Origin of the sequence: Sphingomonas pseudosanguinis (assembly GCF_014196255.1) — a bacterium.
Taxonomy (GTDB): Bacteria; Pseudomonadota; Alphaproteobacteria; order Sphingomonadales; family Sphingomonadaceae; genus Sphingomonas; species Sphingomonas pseudosanguinis.
Genome location: NZ_JACIDH010000020.1, coordinates 1 through 23267, shown reverse-complemented (window position 1 = coordinate 23267; position 23267 = coordinate 1). Strand labels below are relative to the sequence as shown.

The following is a 23267-nucleotide window of genomic DNA, read 5'->3' as shown; positions in this document are numbered from 1 at the left end:
GCGCAGCACGTAGATCAAAAGGCGAGCAATCTATGCCTTCACACTTAAGTGCAAATTGGCATTGTCTCCGTTTGTTCTGTGTGTCAGCATTCGAGTATGTCGACATCCGAGCATTCAAATCTCCCGGCACAAATCGCTGAAGTCATTGCTGGAGTCCCCAAGGCGTTGATTCCAAATAGCGTGAAAGCACTTGATAGGCTGATTGGGGCCGCAGTAGATATACCAGTCGCTTGGATGGCCCAGAAAAAAGCACAGATTGAGGCTCAAACCCAATCTTACACTTCAATAGAAAAGTCTATCGCGGAAGAAGCAGCAAAGATTGCTGGCGGCAATGCCGACACAGTACAGAACGCGGTAAATATATTGGTTCGAAAAGCATACCAAAAGCAAATCAATCGCGAATCTGTTGCCACAGCCATGGTTGAGGATATGCGTACAAACCCAGGGGAAAATTCACACACACCTAACGAGGCACCTCCCCCTAACCTAGACGAAGATTGGCTGAATGTCTTTGAACGATACGCGGAAGATGCATCGACAGAACGCATGCAAAATCTGTGGGGCCGAGTTTTAGCGGGCGAGATAAGGAAGCCCGGCCGCTATTCTATGAGGATATTAAGATTTCCATCAGAGTTCTCACAAGCAGACGGATTGACATTTGCAGAATTTTGTACGTCCGCGTTTGGAGATCTAGCGCCAAAATCTCTTGTAAAACCGCAAAAAGACAAAGATATTCGCAGCCTCATTTTCTTAGAGTCTGCTGGACTCATACAGGGTGCCAGCGGACTCGGCTTAACCAACAAAGTTACCTTCGACTCTTCTGGCAACGCAATTATGCGAGAAGGGCCCCTTGCACTTCTCCTACAAGGATTACCAGGAGAAACATTTGAATATGAAACTTGCGTCCTAACCCCCTTAGGACAGGAGCTTCTAAGCCTTATACCTGGAAGAGACGCAAGGGCAGCCGCGCGAAAAGTTGCACAGTCAATAAAATCAGCAGCCATCAAATCGGCTTTTTTGACCACCATATCTCAATCAAACGATACGTTGATATTGACGGAAATTATTTGGCAGCCGGAACTAGAAGTAAATCAATCTACTTAGATATAGGTGAAATTCAAGATTTTCGCCTTAAATTACCGGCTATGGTAGAAATCATAAACCTGCTGCGCGACCGCCTGACTGACCCCTGGCGCCTTCCGCAAGTCCTCCAGGCTCGCATTCCGCACCGCGCGCCCCGTACCGAAGTGCATCAACAACGCCTTCTTCCGCGCCGGGCCGATGCCGGGCACTTCGTTCAGCGGGCTCGCCCCCATCGCCTTGGCGCGTTTGTCGCGGTGCGCGCCGATCACGAAGCGGTGGACTTCGTCGCGTAGCCGCTGGAGGTAGAACAACAATGGCGCGTTGACCGGCAGCATCCGTTCGCTGCCGTCCATCATGTGAAAGACCTCGCGCCCCTCGCGGCCGTGATGCGGGCCCTTGGCGACGCCGACCAGGCAGACATCCTCGATGCCCAGATCCTCCAGCACCGCCTTGGCCGCGTTGAGCTGGCCGCGCCCGCCGTCGATCAGGACCAGGTCGGGCCAGGTCGCGTCGTCACGATCCGGGTTCTCTTCCAACTGACGAGCGAAGCGGCGGCGGAAGACTTCGCGCATCATGCCGAAATCGTCGTTGGTCGCCGCCTCGTTCCCCTTGATGTTGAACTTGCGATACTGGCCCTTCTGGAACCCCTCCGGCCCCGCCACGACCATCGCGCCCAGCGCATTGGTGCCTTGGATATGGCTGTTGTCGTATATCTCGATCCGCTGCGGCGGTTCGGACAGGTCGAAGAAATCGGCGACCTCGCGCAGCAGCTTGGCTTGAGTGGTCGACTCGGCCAGCCGCCGCTCGAGCGCCTCGACCGCGTTGCGCTTGGCCTGGTCGAGCAGGCGGCGGCGATCGCCGCGCTGCGGTACGGTCAGCTGCACCTTGTACCCGGCACGCTCGCCCAGCGCCTCGGTCAGCAACTCGCCTTCGGGAAGGTCGCGGTCGAGCAGGATGGTCTTGGCGGGCGGCACCTCCTCGTAAAATTGGCTGAGGAAGCTGGTCAGCACCTCCTCCTCGGGCACGTCGGTGGTGTGCGCGGGAAAGAAGCTGCGATGCCCCCAATTCTGGCCGCCGCGGATGAAGAAGGCCTGGATGCCCATCACCCCCTCGCGACATGCCAGCGCGAAGATGTCAGCGTCGCCCACCCCCTCGGCGTTGATCGCCTGAGTCCCCTGAATGAAGGTCAACGCCTTCAGCCGGTCGCGCAGGATCGCGGCCAGCTCGAAGTCCATCGCCTCGGCCGCGTCTTGCATCTGCTTGCCCAGCTTGGCCTGGACCTGGGTCGACTTGCCGCCGAGGAAGTTCTTGGCGTCGGCGACCAGCTCGGCATAAGCGGCCTCGTCGATCCGGCCGACGCACGGCGCCGAGCAGCGCTTGATCTGGTAGAGCAGGCACGGCCGGTCGCGCCCCTTGAAGAAGCTGTCGGTGCAGGAGCGGAGCAGGAACAGCTTTTGCAGCGCGTTCAACGTATTGTTGACACTGCACGCGCTGGCGAAGGGGCCGTAATAATTGCCGACCGCCCGCCGCGCCCCGCGATGCTTCTGGATGCGCGGGAAATCATGGTCGTTGCGCAGCAGGATGAAGGGAAAGCTCTTGTCGTCGCGCAGCAGGACGTTGAACGCGGGGCGATAGCGCTTGATGAGTTGCGCCTCGAGCAGCAGCGCCTCGGCCTCATTGTTGGTTGTGACGATCGTCATCGACCGGGTCTGCGCGACCATGCGCTGCAGGCGCTTAGGCAGCCGGTCGACCTGGGTATAGTTGGCGACACGGTTCTTCAGCGCGCGCGCCTTGCCGATATACAGCACATCGCCGCGCGCATCCTGCATCCGATACACGCCCGGCCGCAGCGGCAAGGTCGCCAGCACGTTGCGGATCGCCGCCACCCCCGCCTTCAGATCGGGCGCATCGGCACCGCGTAAGGTAAAGGTGGATTTCTCTTCGTTGAAGCGGTCGACGGGGGGCTCGGACATCGCTGCGATTTAGGAGTGCGGGGAGCGGATCGCTACCCTGGGCGGTCGCTTTGGTTCACGCGAAGCCGCGAAGACGCGAAGGTTTTTTGCGCGCAAGGGCGCGAGATAATTCCTCCCCTGCAAGGGGAGGTGGCAGTCCGAAGGACTGACGGGGGGGTGTCACGGCAAGCGGGGACACCCCTCCACCATGCTTCGCATGGTCCCCCTCCCCTTGCAGGAGAGGAATGCGTTCAACCTTGCGCGAAGAGCTTGGTGCCCATTACGCCGATCACCGTCAGCACCATGAAGCCCGCCTGGATCGGCGCGATCTTGTCGCCGAATACGATGGCCCCGCCGATCACCACGCCGACCGCGCCCAGCCCGGTCCACACCGCATAGGCGGTGCCCGCCGGAAGCCCGCGCATCGCCAGCGCCAACAGGCCCATGTTCACGAAGCTGAGGATGATCGGCACGCTCGACGCCTGCCAGGTGGCGACGGTCGCCGCCCATTTCAGGCTGAGCGCCCAGCAGATCTCGGTAATCACGGCAATGCCCAGAATGACCCATGCCATCGGAAGCGTCTCCTTTGTCACGGGCTCGGGGATATGGGCATCGTCGCCGGAAACCCGAAAGAGACGGCGATGCGGACCCGCCATTGGGGCGGATTATGTGTTGTGGGGAGTTGCCCCTCCACCACCGGGCTTTGCCCGGCGGTCCCCCTCCCCAAGCCGAGCTTGGGGAGGAATGCGTTTCCCCACGCTCCGTTCGGGCTGAGCGCAGTCGAAGCCCACGCCCCGCCCTATCCCCGCGCGGAGGAAAGGGATTTCCTTGGGCTTCGACTTCGGCGCCATACGCCGAAGTTTATCCTGAGCGGCTGGCTTGCCAGCCAGCCGAAGGGCTCAGCCTGAACGGAGGTTTGGGGGCAGGTCCCAAAACGACCGAACCGCGCCTCGGGCCAACCCGAAGCGCGGTCCTGTCTCCGGCCCTGACGCCGATCAGTTCGGGCGACCGAGCCCCGCGATGGTGCGGTCGATCATCGCCCGGTCGGCATCGGCCGAGTGGTGCTCGGCGATCAGCAGACCGGCGGCCTTGGCGGCAGCCTCGGCGGCGCGGGCGCGGACCTCGGCCAGCGCAGCGCGCTCGGCGGCGGCGATCTTGTCCTCGGCCATCTTGGCGCGACGCTCCATCAGCGCCTCGGCATCGGCCTTGGCCTTGCTGAGCAGCTGACCCGCTTCGTGCTGCGCCTGGACGCGCATCGCCTCGGCATCGGCATGCGCCGCCTTCGCCTTGGCCTCATATTCGGCCTTCAGCGCTTCGGCTTCCTGACGCAGCTTGGTCGCTTCGTCGAGCTGGGCGCGGATGCCGGCGATCTTCTGGTCGAGCGAACGACCGATCATCGACGGCACCTTCTTGACCAGCATGCCGATCAGCACGACCAAAGCGGCAAGCGCCACCCAGCCGGTCGAATCGAAACCCAGCGCGGTCGGGCTGGCGGCATGATGCTCGGTCTCGGCGGCGGCGACCGTGTTGCCGGTCAGGCCGTCACCCTCGCGGATCGGACGCTGCGCCATGCCCTCGGCCGATGCCGCGTCGGCCAGGTTCTGCGCCACCAGCGCATCGCCATTGGTCAGCGCACCGCCTGCGGAATGATTAGCCATGCGCGCTCACCTTTCGCACCGCGTCGGCCGCCGCATCCTCGCCCACCTGGACGCCGGACAGCTTGGCGACGAGATCGCGTGCGGCTTCCGCCGCCACGGACTGAAGATTGGCCATCGCCTCGGCCTTGGCATTGGCGATCGCCAGGTCATGATGACCCAGACGCTCGGCCAGGTCGGCGTCGGCCGCCTTGACCTGCGCCTCGAAGGCGTGGGTCGCCCGCGCCTTGGCGGCGTTGGTTTCGGCCATCGCGGCGACACGGGCGGCGTCCATTTCGGCCCGCCATGCCTCCTCGACCCGGTCGGCCTCGGCACGCGCGGCCTCCGCCGCCGCCAGATCGCCGGCGATACGGCCTTCGCGAGCGTCGACGGTCGCCTGAATCTTGGGCACCATCCCACGACCGACCACAAAATACAGCAGGCCGAACGTGATCAGGAGCCAGAAGATCTGCGACGCATAGGTCGCACTGATCTGTGCTATCTGGGGCATGGAGTCCTCGTTGCCATATCAACCGGGCGCATCGTCAGCGACACGCCCGGCCGATCCGAATGATTAGGCGACGAACACCAGGATGATCATCGTCACGAAGGCGAGCAGGCCCAGAAGCTCGGCACCGGCGAAACCGATGAACAGGCGGCCCTGCTGGCTGTCCGCCGCACCCGGATTGCGCAGCGCGCCTTCGAGGAACTTGGCGAACACGTTGCCCACGCCGAGCGAGGCGATGCCCATGCCGATAGCGGCCAGACCGGCACCGATCAGCTTCGCGGCTTCTGCGTCCATTTCAATCACTCCAGTTCAAAAAGGGTCGTTTGGGTATTCAAGTCGGCGGCGCGACCGCCCGCCCGATCCGGCTCCCCGGATCAGTGCAGGTTGACGGCGTCGTTCAGATAGACCGAGGTCAGCAGCGCGAAGACATAGGCCTGGATCGCGGCGACCAGCAGTTCGAGAAGCGTGATGCCGATCATCAGCAGGAAGCTCGGCAGGGTGATGAGCGCGGCATAGCCGGGCCCCATGTTGATGCCGTTGATGACGAAGGCGGCGAGAACCTTCAGCAGGATGTGCCCTGCCGTCATCGCGACGAACAGTCGCAGACCCAGCGAGAAGGGGCGCACCAGGAAGCTCATCAGCTCGACCACGAAGATCAGCGGAATCATCAGCTTGGGCGTACCGTGCGGCACGAACAGCGCGAAGAAGTGGAAGCCGTGGCGACCGAAGCCGACGATCAGCACGATCGCGAACGAGATCAGCGCGAGCACGCCGGTGACGGTCACATGGCTGGTCACGGTGAAGGGATGGACACCCGGCACCACGCCGAAGGGCAGCAGGCCCAGCACGTTGGCGAACAGGATGAACATGAACAGCGAGAAGACGTAGGGCAGGAAGCGCTTGCCTTCCGGGCCAATGTTCGACGTCAGCATCGAATTGACGAAGCCGGTGAAGCCCTCGACCGCCGCCTGCCAGCGCCCGGGGACCAGATCGCGCTTCATGCCGCCGATCATGAACACCCACAGCGCGACCAGCGTCGCCACCATCCACAGAGCGGAATTGGTGAAGGAAAGGTCGTAGCCGCCGACCACCCAGTGCTGACCGAGCACCGGCTCGATCAGGAACTGGTGCATCGGATCAATCTTGCCGCCCGATTCTGCCGCCACGCTGCTTCGTTCCCACATATGACGAACGCCCGGTTACTCCGGGCGCTCACCAGAAATCCGAATGATCTGCCTGAACGCCACGCCGATCCCCAGGAACAGCATCACGATCAGGGCCCAGGGTGCGGTGCCGAACCAGCGGTCGAAGAGCCAGCCGATCAACGCACTGCCGACAAGACTTCCGATCAGCGCGGAGATCACGCGGCTGCCCTGGGAATAACCCCTGTCGGCGTCCACCTTCACCCCCTGCCGCGCTACGCCGTCCGCTTTCGCCTTGGCCAATCGCTGATCCAGCGCGGCCAGACGCGGATCGTCCGCATCGCCAAAGTCCTGTCCGGGTTCCTTCTCCGCCACGCAGCCACCCTCACCTGATTTCGTCACCGAAGGGGAGAATGCGCGCGAACGGCGAGCGACCCCGCCAAGGCGAGGCCCGTTTAGAAAGCGTGTCCTCCCAAGTCAACCGCCTGGGGGTGGGGTTGTGACAGATGTGTTAAGGATTGTTGCCGGGTAGCGACAGGAGGCCGTCCTACGCCCGATGCCCCCCCCATCCCACAGGCAGGGGAGTACGGAGAGGGCCGGTGCTATTGTCAAGCGACAGGACCTGTATCTCCTGCGTCATCTTGGGCAACGCATTGCGCTGACTTTCAAACAGCTGCGCAATCGACTTGTATCGTCATCACTTTAAATGAGAGACGATGGGGCAGTCCAGCTCTGGACGCCTAACATCCCGATCGATTAGCATATTGGGCCGATCCCCGGTCCCAAGCGATCGTCGGCATGCAGACACTGTGATGACCATTGGAACAATTTGGCGACGTCAAAGTTCGCGATCACGACTGCATGCCAATTGCTATGTTGCTAAAGGAGCACCGCAATGGTTCACCCGTCGCCTTCGCCGAATGGTGAGACAGCGGCATGAGCGCGTCGCTGATCCACATCGTAAGGCTTGGCGAGACGCTCTCGTCAATCGCACGGCGCTATCAGACGTCCATACGTGCTATTGCGCGCTACAATGGTTTGAAGAACGTCAATCTCATCAACGTTGGCCAGCGGTTGATCATACCGCGAGTTTCGACAAGCCATAGCCGCGGCCTAATGAATACTCGACAGCGGACCCAGCCAAACCGACCTGAAGCGATCAAGACACATAATGCGGCCGGCATTCTTGCGCTTTCGCCTATTGACGTAATCGACAGTAAAAAGACGCTGCAAACGGAGTGGGTTCAATCTGCCGGCATCGAGCAGGCTCACGGTATAATTGACACTATTTTAAACCGCACGGCATCTCGCCACTGGGGCTTGACGGTGGCTGACGTTGTAAATTCTCGGAACCAGTTCTCCGACATCAACGGCCCCATATCACGGCGAAGCGGACGCAATGCAGTATCGCAACTGCCATCGAGTATAATAAGTCGCCGTGTCCACCAAGTGGTGGATGACTATCTTGTAGCTAGGGCGACAGGACGTGGCTCGATTGTTGGCTCCCACTTGAACTATGCCAATCCACATTATTCTGACGCGAAAAATCTCGAGTGGATCAATGCGCTTGATGGCCCGCGTCTGGGAAAGGGTCAGGCAATTCACTACCATGGGACAACGCCAAGCCTGCAGAGATATCGGCCGGGCCGTTTCACGCTTGTCCTGCCAAGTTTCGACACCATCCGCCAACCATCGACACAGGGGCGACGGATCGATGGTGCCGCCATTGCGGCGGCGCACGGAGTCGCGGTGAAGAGTGCGAATGTTCGTTTGGGGCAACTTGATCCGGCAATGGCGTCGGTTATCCGCACTGTGGCGGAGGTTGCCCGCGAACTGAAATTGCCGACGCCCGTTATCACCTCAGGCAATGACAGCCGGCATCGGGCAGGCTCCATGCATTACGCAAACCGCGCACTCGACTTCCGCGGAAATAACATTTCCATCAGTCAAGGCCAAGCGTTGCGCCAAGGCGTGACCAATCGTCTCGGAGAAAATTATGACGTGGTATTCGAAACGTTCAGTAACGCCACGAACAATCACCTCCATATCGAGTATGACCCGGACTAGACGGTTGAGCGCTATGCGCCGGTGGATTTTAACAGGCCTGACGCCACTGGGTTTGATAGCGCAAGGCGCGTGTTCGGAACCCGCGCCGCCGGACAACCTGTCCAATACAGTGGCACCGATCACGGTCGAAACACCCATATCGCCAGCGCCGAGCACGTCCGACCTTCACCCGACCGGCGCACCCGCGCCAGCGCTCGCGACCGATGACAGCCAGACCGCTTCAAAGGTCCTCGGCAAACGCGATCGTACGATTGCCGGCGGAAAGCACGTTTGCGACATTGATTTCGTGTATGCGGGGCGCGAACCCGAAAACGTATTTTGGGAGGAACCCTGCAGGGCTGTCACGGCCAAGATGATCAGAAGCGCCGATCTGAAAGCCTTGGGCCGCTGGAGCAGACTGGACTCATTTCAACGGAAATTCGTCGATCAGATGCCCGGCGGGCGTGTCCTGTATATTGAAGGATCGCTCAGCGCTTCGGTCTATCCGATCGATGAGACCGGAAACAGCATCGAGGTTCCGGTCGCGGACTGATCCACGAGGCGCGCATATCGCTCTCTCCCGACCCTGTCATTCCATGGCCGGGAGAGGCTTTTCACTAAATATACCTCGCTTACACGCAGGCCGGCGCGCGCTCGGGTGCGGCGCCGGTGCGGGTCTTCCACACGCCTTCCGGCGTCTTGTACTTTTCGCCGGACGCGGTTTGCGCGATCAGGTTGCAACCGCTGGTGAAGGCCATCTGCTCGACGGTCGCGCCGCTGGCCTGCGCCTTCTGGGTATAGGCGGCCTTGCGCTGGATATTGATGTTGTTGACCAGCGCGCGCAACTCGGGCGTGGCGCCGCCGACGATGCCCAGGTAGCCGTCGGGCTGTTCGCCGACCTGGCCGGCCGCACGCGCGGCGGCATAGGCCGGATCGCGCTGCGCCATCGCCATGCCCGATACACCCAGCAGCACCGCCGCACCCAACGCTGCCATCACCATCTTCGTCTTCATCAGAATATCCCCGGATTCTGCTGGATCAGCGATTTGGCCTCGCCATCCAGGCGATATACCACTTCCTGCGTCACATTGATGTTCAGATTGATCTCGATCGGCTTGTCGGGCGCGGAGATGTTGACGCATCCCCCGCTCAGCATGGCCAGCGCGACCGGCATCCATCGTGTTACCCCCAAGATCGGCATCCTGTCCTGCATTTTCAATCCTGTTACGGTCATGGCACGGTTTCGCTTGCCAAGGGCTGAATGGTGGATGTGGGCGGCGCGGCGCGCTTATTCTGTTCCTCGAGCAGCGCGGGCAGGTTGCGCTGGATCAGGCGGCGCGGATCATAGAAGGACTGCGCCGAGTCGAGCAGGCCCCGGAAGGGCGCCTTGATCCGGACGTTGAACACAAAGGGCAGCCTTTGCAGGCGGCGGATCAGGAAGTTGGACTTGGCGCCCTTGCCCTGGCTGATCCCGGCGAAGCGGACGTCCGTGACCATCTCGCCCGCCAGCGGCCCGTTCATGTCGATCCGCAAGGAGCGATAATTGAGCGAGCGCAGCGCGCCGAATGCCAGATTGCCCCAGAATCCCAGATCCTTCTGGGTCAGCTCGCCCAGATAGGCGATGCTGCCGCCGCCCGGCCGCACGACCAGCCGCCCGCCCTCGATCCGCCCGCCGCGCTCGTCGAAGATCATCGGCAGCGTGCCGTCGAACACACCCGTCGCGTTCAGATTCTGGAAGTCGAACTGGAGCAGGAACTGGTCCGCCGCCGCGCCATTGACGTGGAAGGTCATCCGCCGCTCGACCGGCTGCGAGAAGTCGAGCAGCGTCGGATCGAGCGTCAGCGTGCCGCCGGCAAAGGGCCAGCGTCCGTCCTCGACCCGGATGCGCGTGCCCGACAGAGTCTGATAGCGGACGACGCCGTTGGTTACCTGGATGCCCGGATTGACGGTGCGGATCGTCACCTCCTGATGCGGCGCGCTTTCCAGCGCGAGCAGGTCGGTGAAGCGGATCGTGCCGGCGATGCCCGTCACCGGACCGAAAGCGGCGGCGAGGTCGATGCCCTCGGTGCCGAACTGCCCGGTCGAGCGCACACCGTTCGCGTCCCATTCGATTCGCCCGCGCCCAACGACCGTGCCCCGGACATCGGCGATGACGCCGAAGGTGACCGGAGTCAGCCGTTCGGGCTGGAAATCCTTGCCGAAGGTGATGCCAGGCACCACCAGATCGGCCGAGCCCGCCCCCCGGTCGAGCGCATGGTCGATGACGAGGTCGGCGACCTTCACATCATGGGTCGGCTCGAACAGCGTGCCCGTGGTGTGAATCCGGCTGCCATCCAGCGTCAGCGCGACGCCGCGCGCCTCCATCGGCAGGAAGCGCGGCGAGTCGGCCCGCGCATCATGAACCCATAGCGCGCCGTTCAGGGTCAGCACGCCCCCCGCCAGTCGCCAGTCGCCGGCCGCCTGTTTGAGCAGCAGCGGCACCTGGCCCACCTGGCCATCGCCGCCGGTGAACTGCCCGGCAAGGCCGTTGGCGGTGATCTGGCCGGTCAGCGTCTCGGCATCGATTCGCGTCGATGATTCGGGCCGGCCGATCAGGCTCTTCACCCCGGTCAGCGCGAAGCGGCGATCCGCCAGCATGAACCGCGCGCTGGTCGCCGACAGTGCCAGCGGGCTGCTGCCGATCCGACCGGTCAGCCGGGTCGTGCCCAGTCGCGCACCACCGCCCAGGCGGTTGCCATCCAGCCGGACCAGCGCGCCATCGACGGGGCACAGCCGCGTCGCGACCTCGTCGAGCCGCAATCCCGACAGTGCCAGCGCCCGGATGCGCAGCGGCTGGCAATCGGGATTGATCCGCAACCGCCGCCCGCCGTCCCAGCGGGCGGTGACCGGCAGGACCAGCCCGTCGATCCGCCCGCCGCTGATCGGGCCGGACAGCGCGACGCGGCTGGTGATCCGCGTCTCGCCATTCGCCGCCGCCTGGAAGACCAGCCGGTCGAGCGCCAGGCTGGCGCCATCGGCATCGTAGCGCGCCAGCGTCGCGGTGCCGCGCATCGGCGCGCGCGGCCCGTCCTGTCGCAAAGTGGCGCGCAGCGACGGCAGGCCGCCGCCCTGCATCGCCAGACGCGTATCGATCCGAACGCCCCGACCATCGACGATCAGGCCCGTGTCCCCGGCCAACGCCAGCCGTCCACCGCTGGCGGAGGCGAGCGACATACGGGGCACGCGCACGACAAAACCCGGACCACGCGGCCCCCGATCGCTGTCGAACGCCAGCGCCATGTCGAGCGCGAAGCGCCGTCCGGCCGCTTGCGCCGCGCCCAGCATCTTGCGCACCACCGGCCCGACCGGCGTACCCGCCGCCGCACCGCTCCATGCGTCGAGCCGGTTCAGCCACGTCCCCGCCACCCGCGCGCCGCCCAGTTGTACGCGGCCGTCGAAGCGCGCGACCCGGCCGAGCAGATATTGCCCGGCGATGGTCGCGCGTTCGGCGCGCCCCGGCTCGCCGGCGACGTTGCGCGCGATGATCTGCACCCGACCCGTGGTGGCGCGGGCATTGCCGGCGAAATCCAGCGACCCGCCGATCGCCCCGGCCACGACCGAAGGGTGCCGGATCGCACCGCTGCGCAGGCGGGCCTGTCCCTGCCAATGATCGAGCGCGCGCGACAGGGTCACCTCGGTCCGGGCGGACAGACGCGATACCGCCACCTCGCCACAGCGCAGCGAATCCAGTTGCACCGGGCCGCTGAGCGTCGGCTGTTCGTCGACGATCCGCACCCGCATCGGCGCGGCCAGCCCGGTGGCGGCGCAATCCCCGACGCGCAAGGCGGGCGCGACCGCGCCCAGCCTGCCCGAGAAACCGTCGTTCAGCCGCCCCCGCCCCGACAGGCTCAGCCCGACCAGACCGTACGGCGTTTCGAGCTGGATACCGCCATCCTCGACCACGACGTCAAGCTTGGGCAGGACGAAAGGCGCGCTGGAATCGGGCGTGGGCGCCAGCATCAGCCGGTCGAGCGCGCCCAGGCTGATCCGGCCATCGACCAGCCGTCCGCGCAACCGCACCCGTCCGGCGCGCACTCCGGTCACTTGCGGTCCCGACAGGGTCAGTCGCGTGCGCGTCTCCAGCCAGTCGGCCACCAGATCGGGCCGGCGCGGATCGCCGATCACGACGTTGGTCAGCCGCTGTCGCCCGAATCCCAGATCGGTGATGGTATAGCGCGCGGGCACGCCCCGGCGCGCGAGTTCGCGGTTGACGACATCGCTGGCGAGCGGCTTGCGCGCGATCCATAGGCCGATCAGCGCGAACAGCAGGACCAGCGCGATGCCGATCAGGATGCGTTGCAGCCGCCGGAAGCGCCGAACGGGGCTGACGGACGTCTCGACCTCCTCGTCCGTACCCTCCACCCCGCTACTACTCCCTCCGCATGGGTCGGTGTCATAGCCGTCCCGCCGCGCGCGAGGCAATCGCACGAAGCCCCGCGACAGTTCCCGATGCGGCCCTTATGATACCCGGCCGGGGGACCAGGCCATGCGTGACGACGATCAGGACCGGGCGAGCGATCATGCCGGACATCGCGCACGGCTGCGCGACCGATTACTGAGCGGCGGCGGATTGCTCGACCATGAACTGCTCGAATATCTGCTGACGACCGCGATCCCCCGGCGCGACACCAAGCCGATCGCCAAGGCCCTGCTGCGCGAGTTCCACGACATTGGCGGCGTGCTGACCGCCGATCCGGTCGCGCTGCAAAAGGTCGACGGCGTCGGCGAGACTGCGGCGGCGACGCTCAAGATCGCTCACGCCTGCGCACTGCGACTGGTGCAGGCGGAGGCGGCGAAGCGGCCCATCCTGTCCAACTGGCAGGCGCTGCTCGACTATCTCCATGCCGACATGGCGCATCACGGGGTCGAGCGGTTCCGGGTGCTGCACCTGAATACGCGCAACATGCTGATCCGTGACGAGCTGATGGGCGAAGGCTCGATCGACCAGGCGCCGGTCTATATCCGCGAGGTGATCCGGCGCGCGCTGGCGCTGGGATCGGCGGCGATCATCCTCGTCCACAACCACCCCAGCGGCGACCCCTCGCCCAGCCGTGCCGACATCGACGTGACGCGCGCGATCGCGGAGGCGGGCAAGCGGCTGGGGATCGCGGTGCATGATCACCTGATCATCGGCACGTCGGGGCATGTGAGTCTGCGGGCGCAGGGGTTGATTTGAGGGGGATTCCCTTGGGCTTCGACTTCGGCGCGACGCGCCGAAGTTTATCCTGAGCGGCTGGCTTGCCAGCCAGTCGAAGGGCTCAGCTTGAACGGAGAATTGGATACCCGGCCAAGCCACCTAACCGCCGTTCAGGCTGAGCGAAGTCGAAGCCCACGCCTCAACCTTCGCCCACGCTCCTACCCCGCATTGGAAACCCGAAGCCCCCGGTGCTAGGGCCCTGCCCAACCAAGCGAACAAGGAAATCCACATGCAGGTCTGGACCGGGCTGGGCAATCCGGGGCCGCAATATGCGATGCACCGCCACAATGTCGGCTTCATGGCGATGGACGCCATCGCCGAGGTGCATGATTTCGGCCCCGTGAAGAAGCAATTCCAAGGCTGGACCCAGGAAGGCCGGATCGGCGGGCAGAAGATCCTGCTGCTGAAACCCGCGACGTTCATGAACGAAAGCGGCCGCAGCGTCGGTGACGCGCTGCGCTTCTACAAGCTGGGCGTGGAGGCGCTGACCGTGTTCCACGACGAACTCGACATCGCGCCCTTTCGCGTGAAGGTGAAGACCGGCGGCGGGACGGCGGGGCATAACGGGCTGCGCTCGATCGACCAGCATCTGGGGCCGGACTTCCGCCGCGTGCGGCTGGGCATCGGTCATCCGGGGCATAAGGACCGGGTGACGGGCTATGTGCTCGGCAACTATGCCAAGGCCGAGATCGAGCCGCTGTCCGACCTGCTCGGCGCGGTATCGGCGGAGGCGCATTGGCTGGCGGAGGGCGATGACATCCGCTTCGTCAACGACGTCGCACTGCGGATGGGGGATGCGGCATGAGCGTACGGCGTCTCTTCGCCTCGCTGCTCTATGAGGGCCAGCTCGACGATGCCGATCTGCTGGAGGAGATCGAACAGAGCTGCTGGGCGCTGGCCGAGGACGACCGCGCCGGGCGGCGCTGGTCGAAGGAACATGGCTATCGCGGTTATACCAGCTATGCCTCGCTCAACGACCTGCCGGTCCGCGATCCGGTATTCGCCGATCTGCGCAAGAAGCTCGACCGCCATGTCGCGCGCTTCGTCGAGGAATGCGCCTTCGATCTGGGCGGGCGCAAGCTGAAGCTCGACAGCCTGTGGGTGAACGTCCTGAAGCCGGGCGGGCATCATTCGGCGCATATCCATCCCCATTCGGTCGTCTCGGGCACGCTCTATGTCGCCATGCCCAAGGGCTCGGGCGCGCTGAAGCTGGAGGACCCGCGCCTGCCGATGCTGATGGCGGCCCCCCCGCGCCGTCCCGATGCGCCGGACGACCTGGCGACCTTCGCCACCGCCACGCCCGAGCCGGGCACGGTGCTCCTCTGGGAAAGCTGGTTGCGACACGAGGTCGTCCCCAATGGTGCCAAGGGCGAGCGGATCAGCGTCAGCTTCAACTATCGCTGATCTGACGCTTGCGGGGTCGACGACCTGCACCACACCCGCGACCGGATGAAAAGTTCCCTCATTCGGTCGCACATGAAAGGCGCTTCGTCGACGCGATATCGTGCTGTTAACCTATCTTGGTTAAGGGCGATAGCGATCGCACCCCAGACCGGACGCTACCCCGATGCTCGAATTCGCTGTCTTCACCTTTGGCATGTTGGCGAGCTTCGTGCTGTCGGGCCTCGGCCGGAACAAGAAGGCGCAGCGCGCCAATCCGCCGATGCTGCATTATATGGGCCTGGTGATGATGGGCTTTTCGAGCGCACTGGGCATGCTGCTGCTCGGGTGGGCCGCCGCGATGATGGTCGGGATCGCCTGACCCTGATCACCCCTTCCCCCGGCCCGTTCAGCCTGAGCGAAGTCGAAGGCCACTGGCTGACCTTCGCCTCAGGGGGCACTTTGCCAACCAATTCCCATGGCCTTCGACTTCGCTCAGGCTGAACGGCCGTTTGGGCATCAGGCGGCCCCCACCATCGGTTGAGAAGTCCCCCCATCATCGCTAGAGGGACGCTTTCTCCCTTTCCTGTAGGATAAGCGACGCATGGGTTTCCGCTGCGGCATCGTCGGCCTGCCGAATGTCGGCAAGTCTACCCTTTTCAACGCGCTGACCGAAACGGCGGCGGCGCAGGCCGCCAATTATCCGTTCTGCACGATCGAGCCCAATGTCGGCAATGTCGCGGTCCCCGATCCGCGCCTGTACCAGCTGGCCGAGATCGCCGGTTCGGCCAAGATCATCGAGACGCAGCTCGCCTTTGTCGACATTGCCGGCCTGGTGCGCGGCGCGTCCAAGGGCGAAGGGCTGGGCAACCAGTTCCTGGGCAATATCCGTGAGGTGGATGCGATCGTCCACGTCCTGCGCTGCTTCGAGGACGGCGACGTCACCCATGTCGAGGGCAAGGTCGACCCCATCGCCGATGCCGAGACGGTCGAGACCGAGCTGATGCTCTCCGACCTCGAAAGCCTGGAAAAGCGCGTCCCCGCCTTCATCAAGAAGGGCCAGCAGGGCGACAAGGAAGCCAAGATCGCCGCCTCGGTGCTCGGCCAGACGCTGGAGCTGCTCCGCGAGGGCAAGCCGGCCCGGCTGACCAAGCCGAAGGACGACGAGGAAGCGCGCGTCTTTTCACAGGCACAGCTGCTGACCGCCAAGCCGGTCCTCTATGTCTGCAATGTCGAGGAATCGAACGCGGCGAACGGCAACGCGCATTCGCAACGCGTCTTCGAGAAGGCCGCCGCCGAAGGCGCGCAGGCCGTCGTCGTGTCGGCAGCGATCGAGGCCGAGATCGCGACCATGCCAACGGAAGATCGCGGCGAGTTCCTGTCCGAGCTGGGCCTGTCGGAAACCGGCCTCGCCCGCGTCATCCGCGCCGGCTACGCGCTGCTCGACCTCCTCACCTTCTTCACCGTCGGGCCGAAGGAAGCCCGTGCCTGGACCGTCCATCGCGGCGCCAAGGCGCCCAATGCGGCGGGCGAGATCCACAGCGACTTCGAACGCGGCTTCATCCGCGCCGAGACGATCGCCTTTGCCGACTATATCGCCTGCAAGGGCGAGGCGGGCGCACGCGAATCGGGCAAGCTACGCGCCGAGGGCAAGGAATATGTCGTCCAAGACGGCGACGTGATGCTGTTCCGCTTCAACGTCTGAAGACGCGCCGGGCGGTGATCGCTCCGCCCGGCCGTCTTGGCCCTTGCACGAGATAGATATCGCGATATCTATCTCGTCATGATCCATGTTAACCCTGTTCGCCGAATCATTTACAGCAGCCAGTCGGTGGGCGGTGACGAGCGCGCCGATCACCAGGACATCTTGGCGGTGTCGCGGCGCAACAACGGCATGGACGGCATATCCGGCATCCTGTGGACCGGCGGCGGGCAATATCGCCAGCTGCTCGAAGGTCCGGCCGACAGCGTGCGCGAAACCCTGTCGCGGATCATGTGCGATCCGCGCCATGCCGGCATCCGCATCCTCGACGATCGCATGACCGACGCCCCGGTCTTCGGCGACTGGGCGATGGCGAGCCTGCCGGGTGATCGCCCCGACGAGTCCGCGCAGCGGCTCCGCCTGCTGCTGCGCAACGCCGATCCCGATATTCGTCGGTTCTTTCCGGTCGACTGACCCGTGCCGGCACGGCCGGTCCCTGCCACGCGGCATCGGCATCATTCGCCTCGCCTGTGTCATAAGAGGACGCTATCGGGCTCGGACGAAAGGACTTTCCCGACCGTGATCCGCCGTTCGCTTACCGCCATCGCCCCTGCCCTGCTGGCCCTGCTCGCCGGGGGTTGCGCCTATCCCTATACCCCGCCCGCGCTGGAACCGGTGACACGCGCGGCGCCCGCGTCCCCCGTCTCGGCTGCCGCCACCACTGGCGAGGCGAAGGCACCGGTGACCATCCTGGTGTCGATCGACGGCTTTCGCGCCGACTATCTGGCGCGCGGGCTCAGCCCCAACCTGTCGAGGCTGGCGGCGACCGGCGCGACGGGCGTGATGCGGCCGGCCTTTCCGTCCAAGACCTTTCCGAACCATTGGACGCTGGTGACCGGCGTCGTGCCCGACCGGCACGGCATCGTCGCCAACGGCTTCCTCGACCCCGCGCACCCCGGCGAGCGCTTCACCATGTCGTCGGAGCAGCCCTATTGGTGGAATGCCGCCGAGCCGATCTGGGTCACCGCCGAAAAGGCCGGCATACCGACCGCGACGATGTTCTGGCCCGGCTCGAATATCGCCTGGGGCGCCACCCAAAAGCCCAACGGCGATTTCGAGGGCGGTCTGCGCCCCCATGACTGGCAGCAGTTCAGCGGCGCGGTCAATGATCGCCAGCGGGTCGACGCCATCATCGACTGGCTGCGGCGGCCGGCGGCGACCCGCCCCCGCTTCCTGACGCTGTATTTCGACGAAGTCGATCATATGGGCCATGAGGCCGGGCCGGATTCGCCCGAGGTCGCCGGAGCGATCCGCGCCGTCGACGCCGCCATCGGTCGGCTGCGCGACGGGCTGGCCGCGCTGGACCAGCCGGTCAATCTGCTCATCGTCGCCGATCACGGCATGGCCGCCACCTCCAGCGACCGGGTCGTCGCGCTCGACCAGTTCGCGGACCCCGCCGATTACCAACTGATCGAGGACGGCCCCTTCGCCGCGATTCAGGCGGTGCCGGGGCATGAAGCCGCGCTGGAGCGCCGTCTGCTCGGACATCACGACCATGTCGATTGCTGGCGCAAGAGCGAGATTCCCGCGCGCTTCCATTATGGCCGCAACCCCCGCATCGCCCCCTATTTCTGCCTGGCGGAGGCGGGATGGCTGATCAGGGCGAAGCGCCCCGACAAGCCCTTTGCCGGCGGCATGCATGGTTATGACAATGCCGACCCCAGCATGGCGGCGCTGTTCATCGCGCATGGCCCCGCGATCCGGCCCGGCATCCGCCTCGCCCCGTTCGACAATGTCGCGGTGGCGCCTATGCTGCGCGACCTGATCGGCTTGCCGCCGGGCCGGGGGCTGGACGGCACCGACGCGCCGGTTCGGCGTGTGTTCAAGCGATAAGGAGCGCGGAATGGTTTTTCTGGAGGATGTCACGGTCGGCGACAAGGCGAGCTTCGGCAACTGCCATGTCGACCGCGACGAGGTGATCGCCTTTGCCGAGCGCTTCGACCCGCAGCCTTTCCACCTGTCCGACGAAGCCGCCGCCGCCACCCATTTCGGCCGGCTGTCCGCCAGCGGCTGGCACACCGCGTCGATGACGATGGCGATGATCGTCGCCTATTATCGCGAGACGGGCTTTCAGAGCCTGGGGTCGCCCGGCGTCGACGAGCTTCGCTGGCTGAAGCCCGTCTATCCCGGCGATACGCTGCGCTGCGAGACCGAGGTGCTGGAGACGCGGACCTCGGCCAGCCGGCCCGAAATGGGGTTCGTCATCAGCCAGCTGACCGTGTTCAATCAGGGCGATGTCGCCGTGATGCGGTTCCGCCCGACCCTGCTGGTGCGGACGAAACCGGCGGGTTAGAGCGTGATGACATTGCGCCGAGTCAACGCGAGCCCCTCCCCTTCAGGGGAGGGGTTGGGGTGGGGCATCGCCGCGAACTGCTCGCCTGTGGAGGCGCCCCACCCCCGGCCTCTTCCCTGAAGGGGAGGGGTGAGTTCACTCTATGTCATCCTGCTATAGAGTCTGATCCACTCACGTAGAAGCAACACTGGCCAGCTCCCCATCCGACCATCCATTCAGGATACGCTTTGGGGGTCGGGAGGGGGAGTGGGCCGGTGCCGCACTGATCCGGCTTTGCTGGATCAGAGTCTAATCAGCGCGGGCCGCGTCCGCCGCGCCCGCCGCCCCAGCGGCCGCCGCGCCACGTGCCCGGCGTCCCGCGATTGCCGCGCCAGCGCTCGGCCCGCGGTGCGCCCGGCGTCGGCACGACGCCCCCGCGCCCACGCCAGCCGGGTGCCGCGCCGGGCACCGGCCCGCGCCAGCCGCCCCGGCCCCAGCCGCGCCACTGATCCCGGATCGCGCCGCCGCGCCATGCGTCGCGGCGCCCCTGCCAATAGGCGCGCTGCCCGTCATTCCAGGCATAGGGACGGCGGTAGCGGTCGTAGACATAGACGCCGGTGCCCGGATAATAGAAATTGTCGTACCAGCCATAATAGGACGGCGCGTAACCCAGCCCGCCGCCATAATAGCCGGGCGCATAGCCGCCGCCATAGCCCGCGCCGACCGACACGCCGCTATAGCCATAGCCATCGGTGCATCCGCCCAGCGCCAGCAAACCGGCCGCGACCAACGCGCTCCACGTCTTGCCCAAGACCATCCTGTCTCTCCATGCCCCTGTCGATCCGTGGCGGGTGCGGCAGGGGTCCGTCATCCGCGTCGATCAGCGGTCAACCCGCCGTGATGACGACAGTTCCTGCGCGCCCATCGCTGCACCGGCGCTGAACCGGCCGGTCGAAGGGGGGATTGGCCCAAAGGGGATTGGCAAAGCCCGCCAAGCAAGGCTAACCTGACGTACCGTTCATCATGGGCGGGCTGTGACAGGACGGCGCATGACCGGGATCAATCCGGCACGACCGTCCAAGAGCGTACCGTTTGCGCACGCGATCGAAGGTGGAGGGACAGGACGAATGGCGATGACGGACAATACCGTACCCCCCGGCGAGGCGCCGGAGCCATTCCAGGAAGAGGTCCATGATCCCCGCCGTCGCGACTTCATCAACATCGCGGCCGTGTCGTTCGCGGGTGTCGGCGCGGTGGCGATCGTCCTGCCGCTGATCAACCAGATGAACCCGTCGGCCGATGTGTTGGCGCAGGCGACGACCGAGATCGACCTGTCCAAGATCGCGCCGGGCCAGGCGATCAAGGCCAGCTTCCGCAAGCAGCCGCTGTTCGTGCGCAACCTGACGCCCAAGGAAATCGCCGAGGCCGATGCGGTGCCGCTGTCCGAGCTGCGCGATCCGCAGACGCTGGCCGAGCGGACCAAGCCGGGCAAGAAGAACTGGCTGATCACGCTGGGCGTGTGCACCCATCTGGGTTGCGTGCCGCTGGGCGCCGGCGAGGGCGAGAACAAGGGCCCCTATGGCGGCTATTTCTGCCCCTGCCACGGCTCGGCCTATGACACCGCCGCGCGCATCCGCAAGGGTCCGGCCCCGCTGAACCTGCTGGTGCCCGACTATAAATTCGACAGCGACACGACCGTCACGGTCGGCGCGGCCGCTTAAGGGAGACCCGAGACATGAGCTTTCCCTGGGCCAAGCATTATCAACCCAAACAGCCGGTCATGCGCTGGTTGGACGAGAAGCTGCCGCTGCCGCGCCTCGTCTACAATGCGGTGGGTGCCGGCTATCCGGTGCCGCGCAACCTGAACTATTTCTGGAATTTCGGCGTGCTGGCGGGTGCCGCGCTCGCCATCCAGATCATCACCGGCGTCGTGCTGGCGATGCATTATGCCGCCAATGCGGGCGTCGCGTTCGACTCGGTCGAAAGCATCATGCGCGACGTGAATGCAGGCTGGTTCCTGCGCTATGCCCACGCCAACGGCGCGTCGATGTTCTTCATCGTCGTCTACACCCATATCTTCCGCGGCCTCTATTACGGATCGTACAAGGCCCCGCGCGAGATGGTGTGGCTGCTCGGCGTGGTCATCTTCCTTCTGATGATGGCGACGGCCTTCATGGGCTATGTGCTCCCCTGGGGGCAGATGAGCTTCTGGGGCGCGCAGGTCATCACCGGCTTCTTCTCGGCGATCCCGCTGGTCGGCGACACCATCCGCATCTGGCTGCTGGGCGGTTTCGCGCCGGACAATGCCGCGCTGAACCGCTTCTTCTCGCTCCACTATCTGCTGCCCTTCGTCATCGCGGGCGTCATCATCCTGCACATCTGGGCGCTGCACATTCCCGGCTCGAACAACCCGACCGGCGTCGATGTGAAGGGCGAGCAGGACACGGTGCCCTTCCACCCCTATTACACCGCCAAGGACGCGGTGGGCCTGGGCGTGTTCCTGCTGGTCTTCGCCAGCCTGCTGTTCTTCTTCCCGAACTATCTGGGCCATCCGGACAATTACATCCCGGCCAACCCGCTCTCGACCCCGGCGCATATCGTGCCCGAATGGTATTTCTGGCCCTTCTACGCGATCCTGCGCGCTTTCACCGCCGACTTCATCCTGCCCGCCAAGCTGTGGGGCGTGCTGGCGATGTTCGGGTCGATCCTGCTGCTGTTCTTCCTCCCCTGGCTGGACAGCTCGCCGGTGCGGTCGAACAATTTCCGGCCCAAGGCGCGGGTCGCCTTCTGGGTGCTGGTGGTCGACGTGCTGCTGCTCGGCTGGTGCGGCGGTTCGCCCGCAACGCCCTTCTTCATCATCCTCAGCCAGCTGACGGCGGCCTATTATTTCCTCCACTTCCTGGTGATCCTGCCCTGGATCGCCCGGACGGAGCGGCCCGCGCCGCTGCCCAACTCGATCACCGAGGCGGTGCTGGCCAAGCATGGCGGCACGGCCCCCACCAAGTCGGCCCTGACCCCTTCGGCCTCGGCCTGACGCGAACCGAGAGAGGATAAAAGAACATGGTTCGTGGCATCGCATTCCTGGTCGGGGCGGCCTTCACCTTCGTCCTCGCCATCGCGCTGTGGGGCAGCGTGTCGGGACTCATCTCCGAGCCGCCCGCTCCCACCGCCGAGGAGGAATTCCACCTTCATCCCAAGGAAGCGCATCTGGCGTCCGACGGCATCTTCGGCCGGTTCGATCGTCGCCAGCTCCAGCGCGGTTTCCAAGTCTACAAGGAAGTCTGCGCGGCCTGCCACTCGTTGCGGCTGGTGGCGTTCCGCGACCTCGCCGATCTGGGCTATAACGAGGCCGAGGTGAAGGCGATCGCCAATCAATGGGCGATCGAGCAGCCGTCGATCAACCCCGAGACGGGCGAAGCGACGACGCGCAAGAACGTCCCCGCCGACCGCTTCCCCTCGCCCTTCGCCAATGAGGTCGCGGCACGCGCGGCGAACAACAATGCGCTGCCGCCCGACCTGTCGCTGATCACCAAGGCGCGGCATGAGGGCACCGATTACGTCTATTCGCTGGTCGGCCCCGACGCCTATCGCAACCAGCCGGCCGAGCTGCTGCGCAAGTTCCCCGACGCCAAGACACCGAGCGGGCTGCACTATAATCCGTACTTCGCGAACCTGAACATCGCGATGCCGCCGCCCATCACTCAGGACGGTCAGGTGCAGTATGCCGACGGCACGCTGGCGACCCGCGACCAGATGGCCAAGGACGTCGCCGCCTTCCTGACCTGGACCGCCGAGCCCAAGCTGGAATCGCGCCATGCCGCCGGGATCGGCGCGTTCCTGTTCATCCTGGTGTTCTGCTTCCTGGCCTGGGGCGCGTATCAGAATGTCTGGCGCGACGTGAAGCATTGAGACCGGATTTGCCAATGTGAGCGCCTGGGGCGGCCTTCCGATAGGGAGGCCGCCCTTTTCTTTTTGGGGAAGAGGAGCATGGCACCTCCCCAACCGCCGTTCAGCCTGGGCGACGGCGAAGCCCATGCTTCCGCCCGAGCCGCGATCCCTTTTGGGAAAGAGCTTCCCTTGGCCTTCGACTGCGCTCAGGCTGAACGGGGGTTGGGTATGGCGGACCCTGCAATCGGCGCTTTTTGGGAGTGCCACTCTAGGGTCCGGACCCAATAACTGGCTTCCGTTATGTGCGTGATGGTGATTCACTGCCTCTGTGAGGAGGCGGTGTGATGGCCGATTTCTTTTGGTT

At 64.7% G+C, this 23267-nt stretch carries 25 protein-coding genes; 14 read left to right on the top strand and 11 right to left on the bottom strand.

Features of this window, described 5'->3' with window-relative positions:
• Positions 1–96: 96 nt before the first annotated feature.
• A complete protein-coding gene (locus GGR48_RS15665; protein WP_183952782.1) occupies positions 97–1104 on the top strand; it encodes a DUF2806 domain-containing protein in 1008 nt (335 codons plus the stop codon).
• A gap of 32 nt (positions 1105–1136) precedes the next feature.
• Here GGR48_RS15665 and uvrC read toward each other — a convergent pair whose 3' ends face one another.
• The 7 genes from uvrC to GGR48_RS15630 form a co-directional block, all read right to left on the bottom strand.
• A complete protein-coding gene (gene uvrC, locus GGR48_RS15660; RefSeq protein ID WP_183952781.1) occupies positions 1137–3056 on the bottom strand; it encodes an excinuclease ABC subunit UvrC in 1920 nt (639 codons plus the stop codon).
• Between the two features lie 230 nt (positions 3057–3286).
• On the bottom strand, positions 3287–3607 hold the full coding sequence (locus GGR48_RS15655; RefSeq protein WP_042484285.1) for a DMT family transporter: 321 nt from the start codon (positions 3605–3607) through the stop codon (positions 3287–3289).
• Positions 3608–4030: 423 nt separating this feature from the next.
• Entirely contained in the window at positions 4031–4693 is a 663-nt protein-coding gene (locus tag GGR48_RS15650) for a F0F1 ATP synthase subunit B family protein (RefSeq protein WP_183952780.1), read from the bottom strand.
• Complete coding sequence (locus GGR48_RS15645; RefSeq protein WP_183952779.1) at positions 4686–5180, bottom strand: F0F1 ATP synthase subunit B family protein; 495 nt, start codon at positions 5178–5180, stop codon at positions 4686–4688. Before GGR48_RS15645 ends, GGR48_RS15650 begins: the two co-directional genes overlap by 8 nt.
• A gap of 63 nt (positions 5181–5243) precedes the next feature.
• The gene (locus tag GGR48_RS15640; RefSeq protein WP_007406947.1) at positions 5244–5471 is read right to left on the bottom strand and encodes a F0F1 ATP synthase subunit C; all 228 of its coding nucleotides are present in this window, start codon (positions 5469–5471) and stop codon (positions 5244–5246) included.
• 80 nt (positions 5472–5551) lie between these two features.
• Entirely contained in the window at positions 5552–6343 is a 792-nt protein-coding gene (locus GGR48_RS15635) for a F0F1 ATP synthase subunit A (RefSeq protein WP_056431901.1), read from the bottom strand.
• Between the two features lie 33 nt (positions 6344–6376).
• Positions 6377–6694 (bottom strand): AtpZ/AtpI family protein, encoded by a 318-nt coding sequence (locus GGR48_RS15630; protein WP_183952778.1) that lies wholly within the window; start codon positions 6692–6694, stop codon positions 6377–6379.
• A 561-nt stretch (positions 6695–7255) separates the two neighbouring features.
• Here GGR48_RS15630 and GGR48_RS15620 point away from each other — a divergent pair.
• Both GGR48_RS15620 and GGR48_RS15615 read left to right on the top strand, forming a co-directional pair.
• Positions 7256–8386, top strand: a complete 1131-nt coding sequence (locus GGR48_RS15620; protein ID WP_206362443.1) for a LysM peptidoglycan-binding domain-containing protein — start codon at positions 7256–7258, stop codon at positions 8384–8386.
• 13 nt (positions 8387–8399) lie between these two features.
• Positions 8400–8918: a hypothetical protein gene (locus GGR48_RS15615; protein ID WP_183952777.1), complete on the top strand. Its 519-nt coding sequence runs from the start codon at positions 8400–8402 to the stop codon at positions 8916–8918.
• Positions 8919–8997: 79 nt separating this feature from the next.
• Here the strand turns inward: GGR48_RS15615 and GGR48_RS15610 are convergent, their stop codons facing one another.
• From GGR48_RS15610 to GGR48_RS15600, 3 genes are read right to left on the bottom strand one after another with little or no spacing between them, the layout of a single operon-like run.
• Positions 8998–9378, bottom strand: a complete 381-nt coding sequence (locus GGR48_RS15610; RefSeq protein ID WP_183952776.1) for a YdbL family probable chaperone protein — start codon at positions 9376–9378, stop codon at positions 8998–9000.
• On the bottom strand, positions 9378–9539 hold the full coding sequence (locus GGR48_RS15605) for a YnbE family lipoprotein (RefSeq protein WP_183952775.1): 162 nt from the start codon (positions 9537–9539) through the stop codon (positions 9378–9380). The genes GGR48_RS15610 and GGR48_RS15605 overlap by 1 nt, the downstream gene beginning before the upstream one ends.
• Before the next feature lie 56 nt (positions 9540–9595).
• Positions 9596–12766, bottom strand: a complete 3171-nt coding sequence (locus GGR48_RS15600) for an intermembrane phospholipid transport protein YdbH family protein (protein ID WP_183952774.1) — start codon at positions 12764–12766, stop codon at positions 9596–9598.
• 124 nt (positions 12767–12890) lie between these two features.
• Between GGR48_RS15600 and radC the strand changes: the two genes are divergently transcribed.
• The 8 genes from radC (at position 12891) to GGR48_RS15560 (ending at position 19036) form a co-directional block, all read left to right on the top strand.
• Positions 12891–13580 carry a RadC family protein gene (gene radC / locus GGR48_RS15595; protein ID WP_183952773.1) on the top strand — a complete coding sequence of 230 codons (690 nt, stop codon included), beginning with the start codon at positions 12891–12893 and terminating at the stop codon, positions 13578–13580.
• Positions 13581–13830: 250 nt separating this feature from the next.
• The gene (gene pth, locus GGR48_RS15590) at positions 13831–14406 is read left to right on the top strand and encodes an aminoacyl-tRNA hydrolase (protein ID WP_183952772.1); all 576 of its coding nucleotides are present in this window, start codon (positions 13831–13833) and stop codon (positions 14404–14406) included.
• Entirely contained in the window at positions 14403–15005 is a 603-nt protein-coding gene (locus GGR48_RS15585) for a TIGR02466 family protein (protein ID WP_183952771.1), read from the top strand. Before pth ends, GGR48_RS15585 begins: the two co-directional genes overlap by 4 nt.
• 163 nt (positions 15006–15168) lie before the next feature.
• The gene (locus GGR48_RS15580) at positions 15169–15363 is read left to right on the top strand and encodes a hypothetical protein (RefSeq protein WP_183952770.1); all 195 of its coding nucleotides are present in this window, start codon (positions 15169–15171) and stop codon (positions 15361–15363) included.
• A gap of 222 nt (positions 15364–15585) precedes the next feature.
• Positions 15586–16686, top strand: coding sequence for a redox-regulated ATPase YchF (gene ychF, locus GGR48_RS15575; protein WP_183952769.1), 1101 nt, complete (start codon positions 15586–15588; stop codon positions 16684–16686).
• Between the two features lie 78 nt (positions 16687–16764).
• Positions 16765–17157: a BLUF domain-containing protein gene (locus tag GGR48_RS15570; protein ID WP_183952768.1), complete on the top strand. Its 393-nt coding sequence runs from the start codon at positions 16765–16767 to the stop codon at positions 17155–17157.
• Between the two features lie 105 nt (positions 17158–17262).
• Positions 17263–18576 carry an alkaline phosphatase family protein gene (locus GGR48_RS15565; protein WP_183952767.1) on the top strand — a complete coding sequence of 438 codons (1314 nt, stop codon included), beginning with the start codon at positions 17263–17265 and terminating at the stop codon, positions 18574–18576.
• 10 nt (positions 18577–18586) lie between these two features.
• Entirely contained in the window at positions 18587–19036 is a 450-nt protein-coding gene (locus tag GGR48_RS15560) for a MaoC family dehydratase (RefSeq protein ID WP_183952766.1), read from the top strand.
• A 292-nt stretch (positions 19037–19328) separates the two neighbouring features.
• Here the strand turns inward: GGR48_RS15560 and GGR48_RS15555 are convergent, their stop codons facing one another.
• Positions 19329–19832 carry a hypothetical protein gene (locus tag GGR48_RS15555; protein WP_183952765.1) on the bottom strand — a complete coding sequence of 168 codons (504 nt, stop codon included), beginning with the start codon at positions 19830–19832 and terminating at the stop codon, positions 19329–19331.
• Positions 19833–20142: 310 nt separating this feature from the next.
• Here GGR48_RS15555 and petA point away from each other — a divergent pair, with 310 nt between their 5' ends.
• Genes petA through GGR48_RS15540 form a run of 3 tightly spaced genes read left to right on the top strand, consistent with a single transcriptional unit; the run spans position 20143 to position 22924 of the window.
• Positions 20143–20736 carry a ubiquinol-cytochrome c reductase iron-sulfur subunit gene (gene petA, locus GGR48_RS15550; protein WP_183952764.1) on the top strand — a complete coding sequence of 198 codons (594 nt, stop codon included), beginning with the start codon at positions 20143–20145 and terminating at the stop codon, positions 20734–20736.
• A gap of 14 nt (positions 20737–20750) precedes the next feature.
• The gene (locus GGR48_RS15545; protein WP_183952763.1) at positions 20751–22049 is read left to right on the top strand and encodes a cytochrome b; all 1299 of its coding nucleotides are present in this window, start codon (positions 20751–20753) and stop codon (positions 22047–22049) included.
• A 26-nt stretch (positions 22050–22075) separates the two neighbouring features.
• Positions 22076–22924 (top strand): cytochrome c1, encoded by an 849-nt coding sequence (locus tag GGR48_RS15540; protein WP_183952762.1) that lies wholly within the window; start codon positions 22076–22078, stop codon positions 22922–22924.
• Positions 22925–23267: the final 343 nt, after the last annotated feature.

What these genes read in the sequence shown, in the direction of transcription:
- pth (WP_183952772.1), top strand. Translation starts at nt 13,831, where the DNA reads ATGCAGGTCTGGACCGGGCTGGGCAATCCGGGGCCGCAATATGCGATG.
- GGR48_RS15540 (WP_183952762.1), top strand. Translation starts at nt 22,076, where the DNA reads ATGGTTCGTGGCATCGCATTCCTGGTCGGGGCGGCCTTCACCTTCGTC.
- GGR48_RS15545 (WP_183952763.1), top strand. Translation starts at nt 20,751, where the DNA reads ATGAGCTTTCCCTGGGCCAAGCATTATCAACCCAAACAGCCGGTCATG.
- uvrC (WP_183952781.1), bottom strand. Translation starts at nt 3,056, where the DNA reads ATGTCCGAGCCCCCCGTCGACCGCTTCAACGAAGAGAAATCCACCTTT.
- GGR48_RS15570 (WP_183952768.1), top strand. Translation starts at nt 16,765, where the DNA reads ATGATCCATGTTAACCCTGTTCGCCGAATCATTTACAGCAGCCAGTCG.
- ychF (WP_183952769.1), top strand. Translation starts at nt 15,586, where the DNA reads ATGGGTTTCCGCTGCGGCATCGTCGGCCTGCCGAATGTCGGCAAGTCT.
- radC (WP_183952773.1), top strand. Translation starts at nt 12,891, where the DNA reads ATGCGTGACGACGATCAGGACCGGGCGAGCGATCATGCCGGACATCGC.
- GGR48_RS15555 (WP_183952765.1), bottom strand. Translation starts at nt 19,832, where the DNA reads ATGGTCTTGGGCAAGACGTGGAGCGCGTTGGTCGCGGCCGGTTTGCTG.
- GGR48_RS15585 (WP_183952771.1), top strand. Translation starts at nt 14,403, where the DNA reads ATGAGCGTACGGCGTCTCTTCGCCTCGCTGCTCTATGAGGGCCAGCTC.
- GGR48_RS15640 (WP_007406947.1), bottom strand. Translation starts at nt 5,471, where the DNA reads ATGGACGCAGAAGCCGCGAAGCTGATCGGTGCCGGTCTGGCCGCTATC.
- GGR48_RS15580 (WP_183952770.1), top strand. Translation starts at nt 15,169, where the DNA reads ATGCTCGAATTCGCTGTCTTCACCTTTGGCATGTTGGCGAGCTTCGTG.
- GGR48_RS15605 (WP_183952775.1), bottom strand. Translation starts at nt 9,539, where the DNA reads ATGCCGGTCGCGCTGGCCATGCTGAGCGGGGGATGCGTCAACATCTCC.
- GGR48_RS15665 (WP_183952782.1), top strand. Translation starts at nt 97, where the DNA reads ATGTCGACATCCGAGCATTCAAATCTCCCGGCACAAATCGCTGAAGTC.
- GGR48_RS15650 (WP_183952780.1), bottom strand. Translation starts at nt 4,693, where the DNA reads ATGGCTAATCATTCCGCAGGCGGTGCGCTGACCAATGGCGATGCGCTG.
- GGR48_RS15645 (WP_183952779.1), bottom strand. Translation starts at nt 5,180, where the DNA reads ATGCCCCAGATAGCACAGATCAGTGCGACCTATGCGTCGCAGATCTTC.
- GGR48_RS15620 (WP_206362443.1), top strand. Translation starts at nt 7,256, where the DNA reads ATGAGCGCGTCGCTGATCCACATCGTAAGGCTTGGCGAGACGCTCTCG.
- GGR48_RS15610 (WP_183952776.1), bottom strand. Translation starts at nt 9,378, where the DNA reads ATGAAGACGAAGATGGTGATGGCAGCGTTGGGTGCGGCGGTGCTGCTG.
- GGR48_RS15655 (WP_042484285.1), bottom strand. Translation starts at nt 3,607, where the DNA reads ATGGCATGGGTCATTCTGGGCATTGCCGTGATTACCGAGATCTGCTGG.
- petA (WP_183952764.1), top strand. Translation starts at nt 20,143, where the DNA reads ATGGCGATGACGGACAATACCGTACCCCCCGGCGAGGCGCCGGAGCCA.
- GGR48_RS15560 (WP_183952766.1), top strand. Translation starts at nt 18,587, where the DNA reads ATGGTTTTTCTGGAGGATGTCACGGTCGGCGACAAGGCGAGCTTCGGC.
- GGR48_RS15615 (WP_183952777.1), top strand. Translation starts at nt 8,400, where the DNA reads ATGCGCCGGTGGATTTTAACAGGCCTGACGCCACTGGGTTTGATAGCG.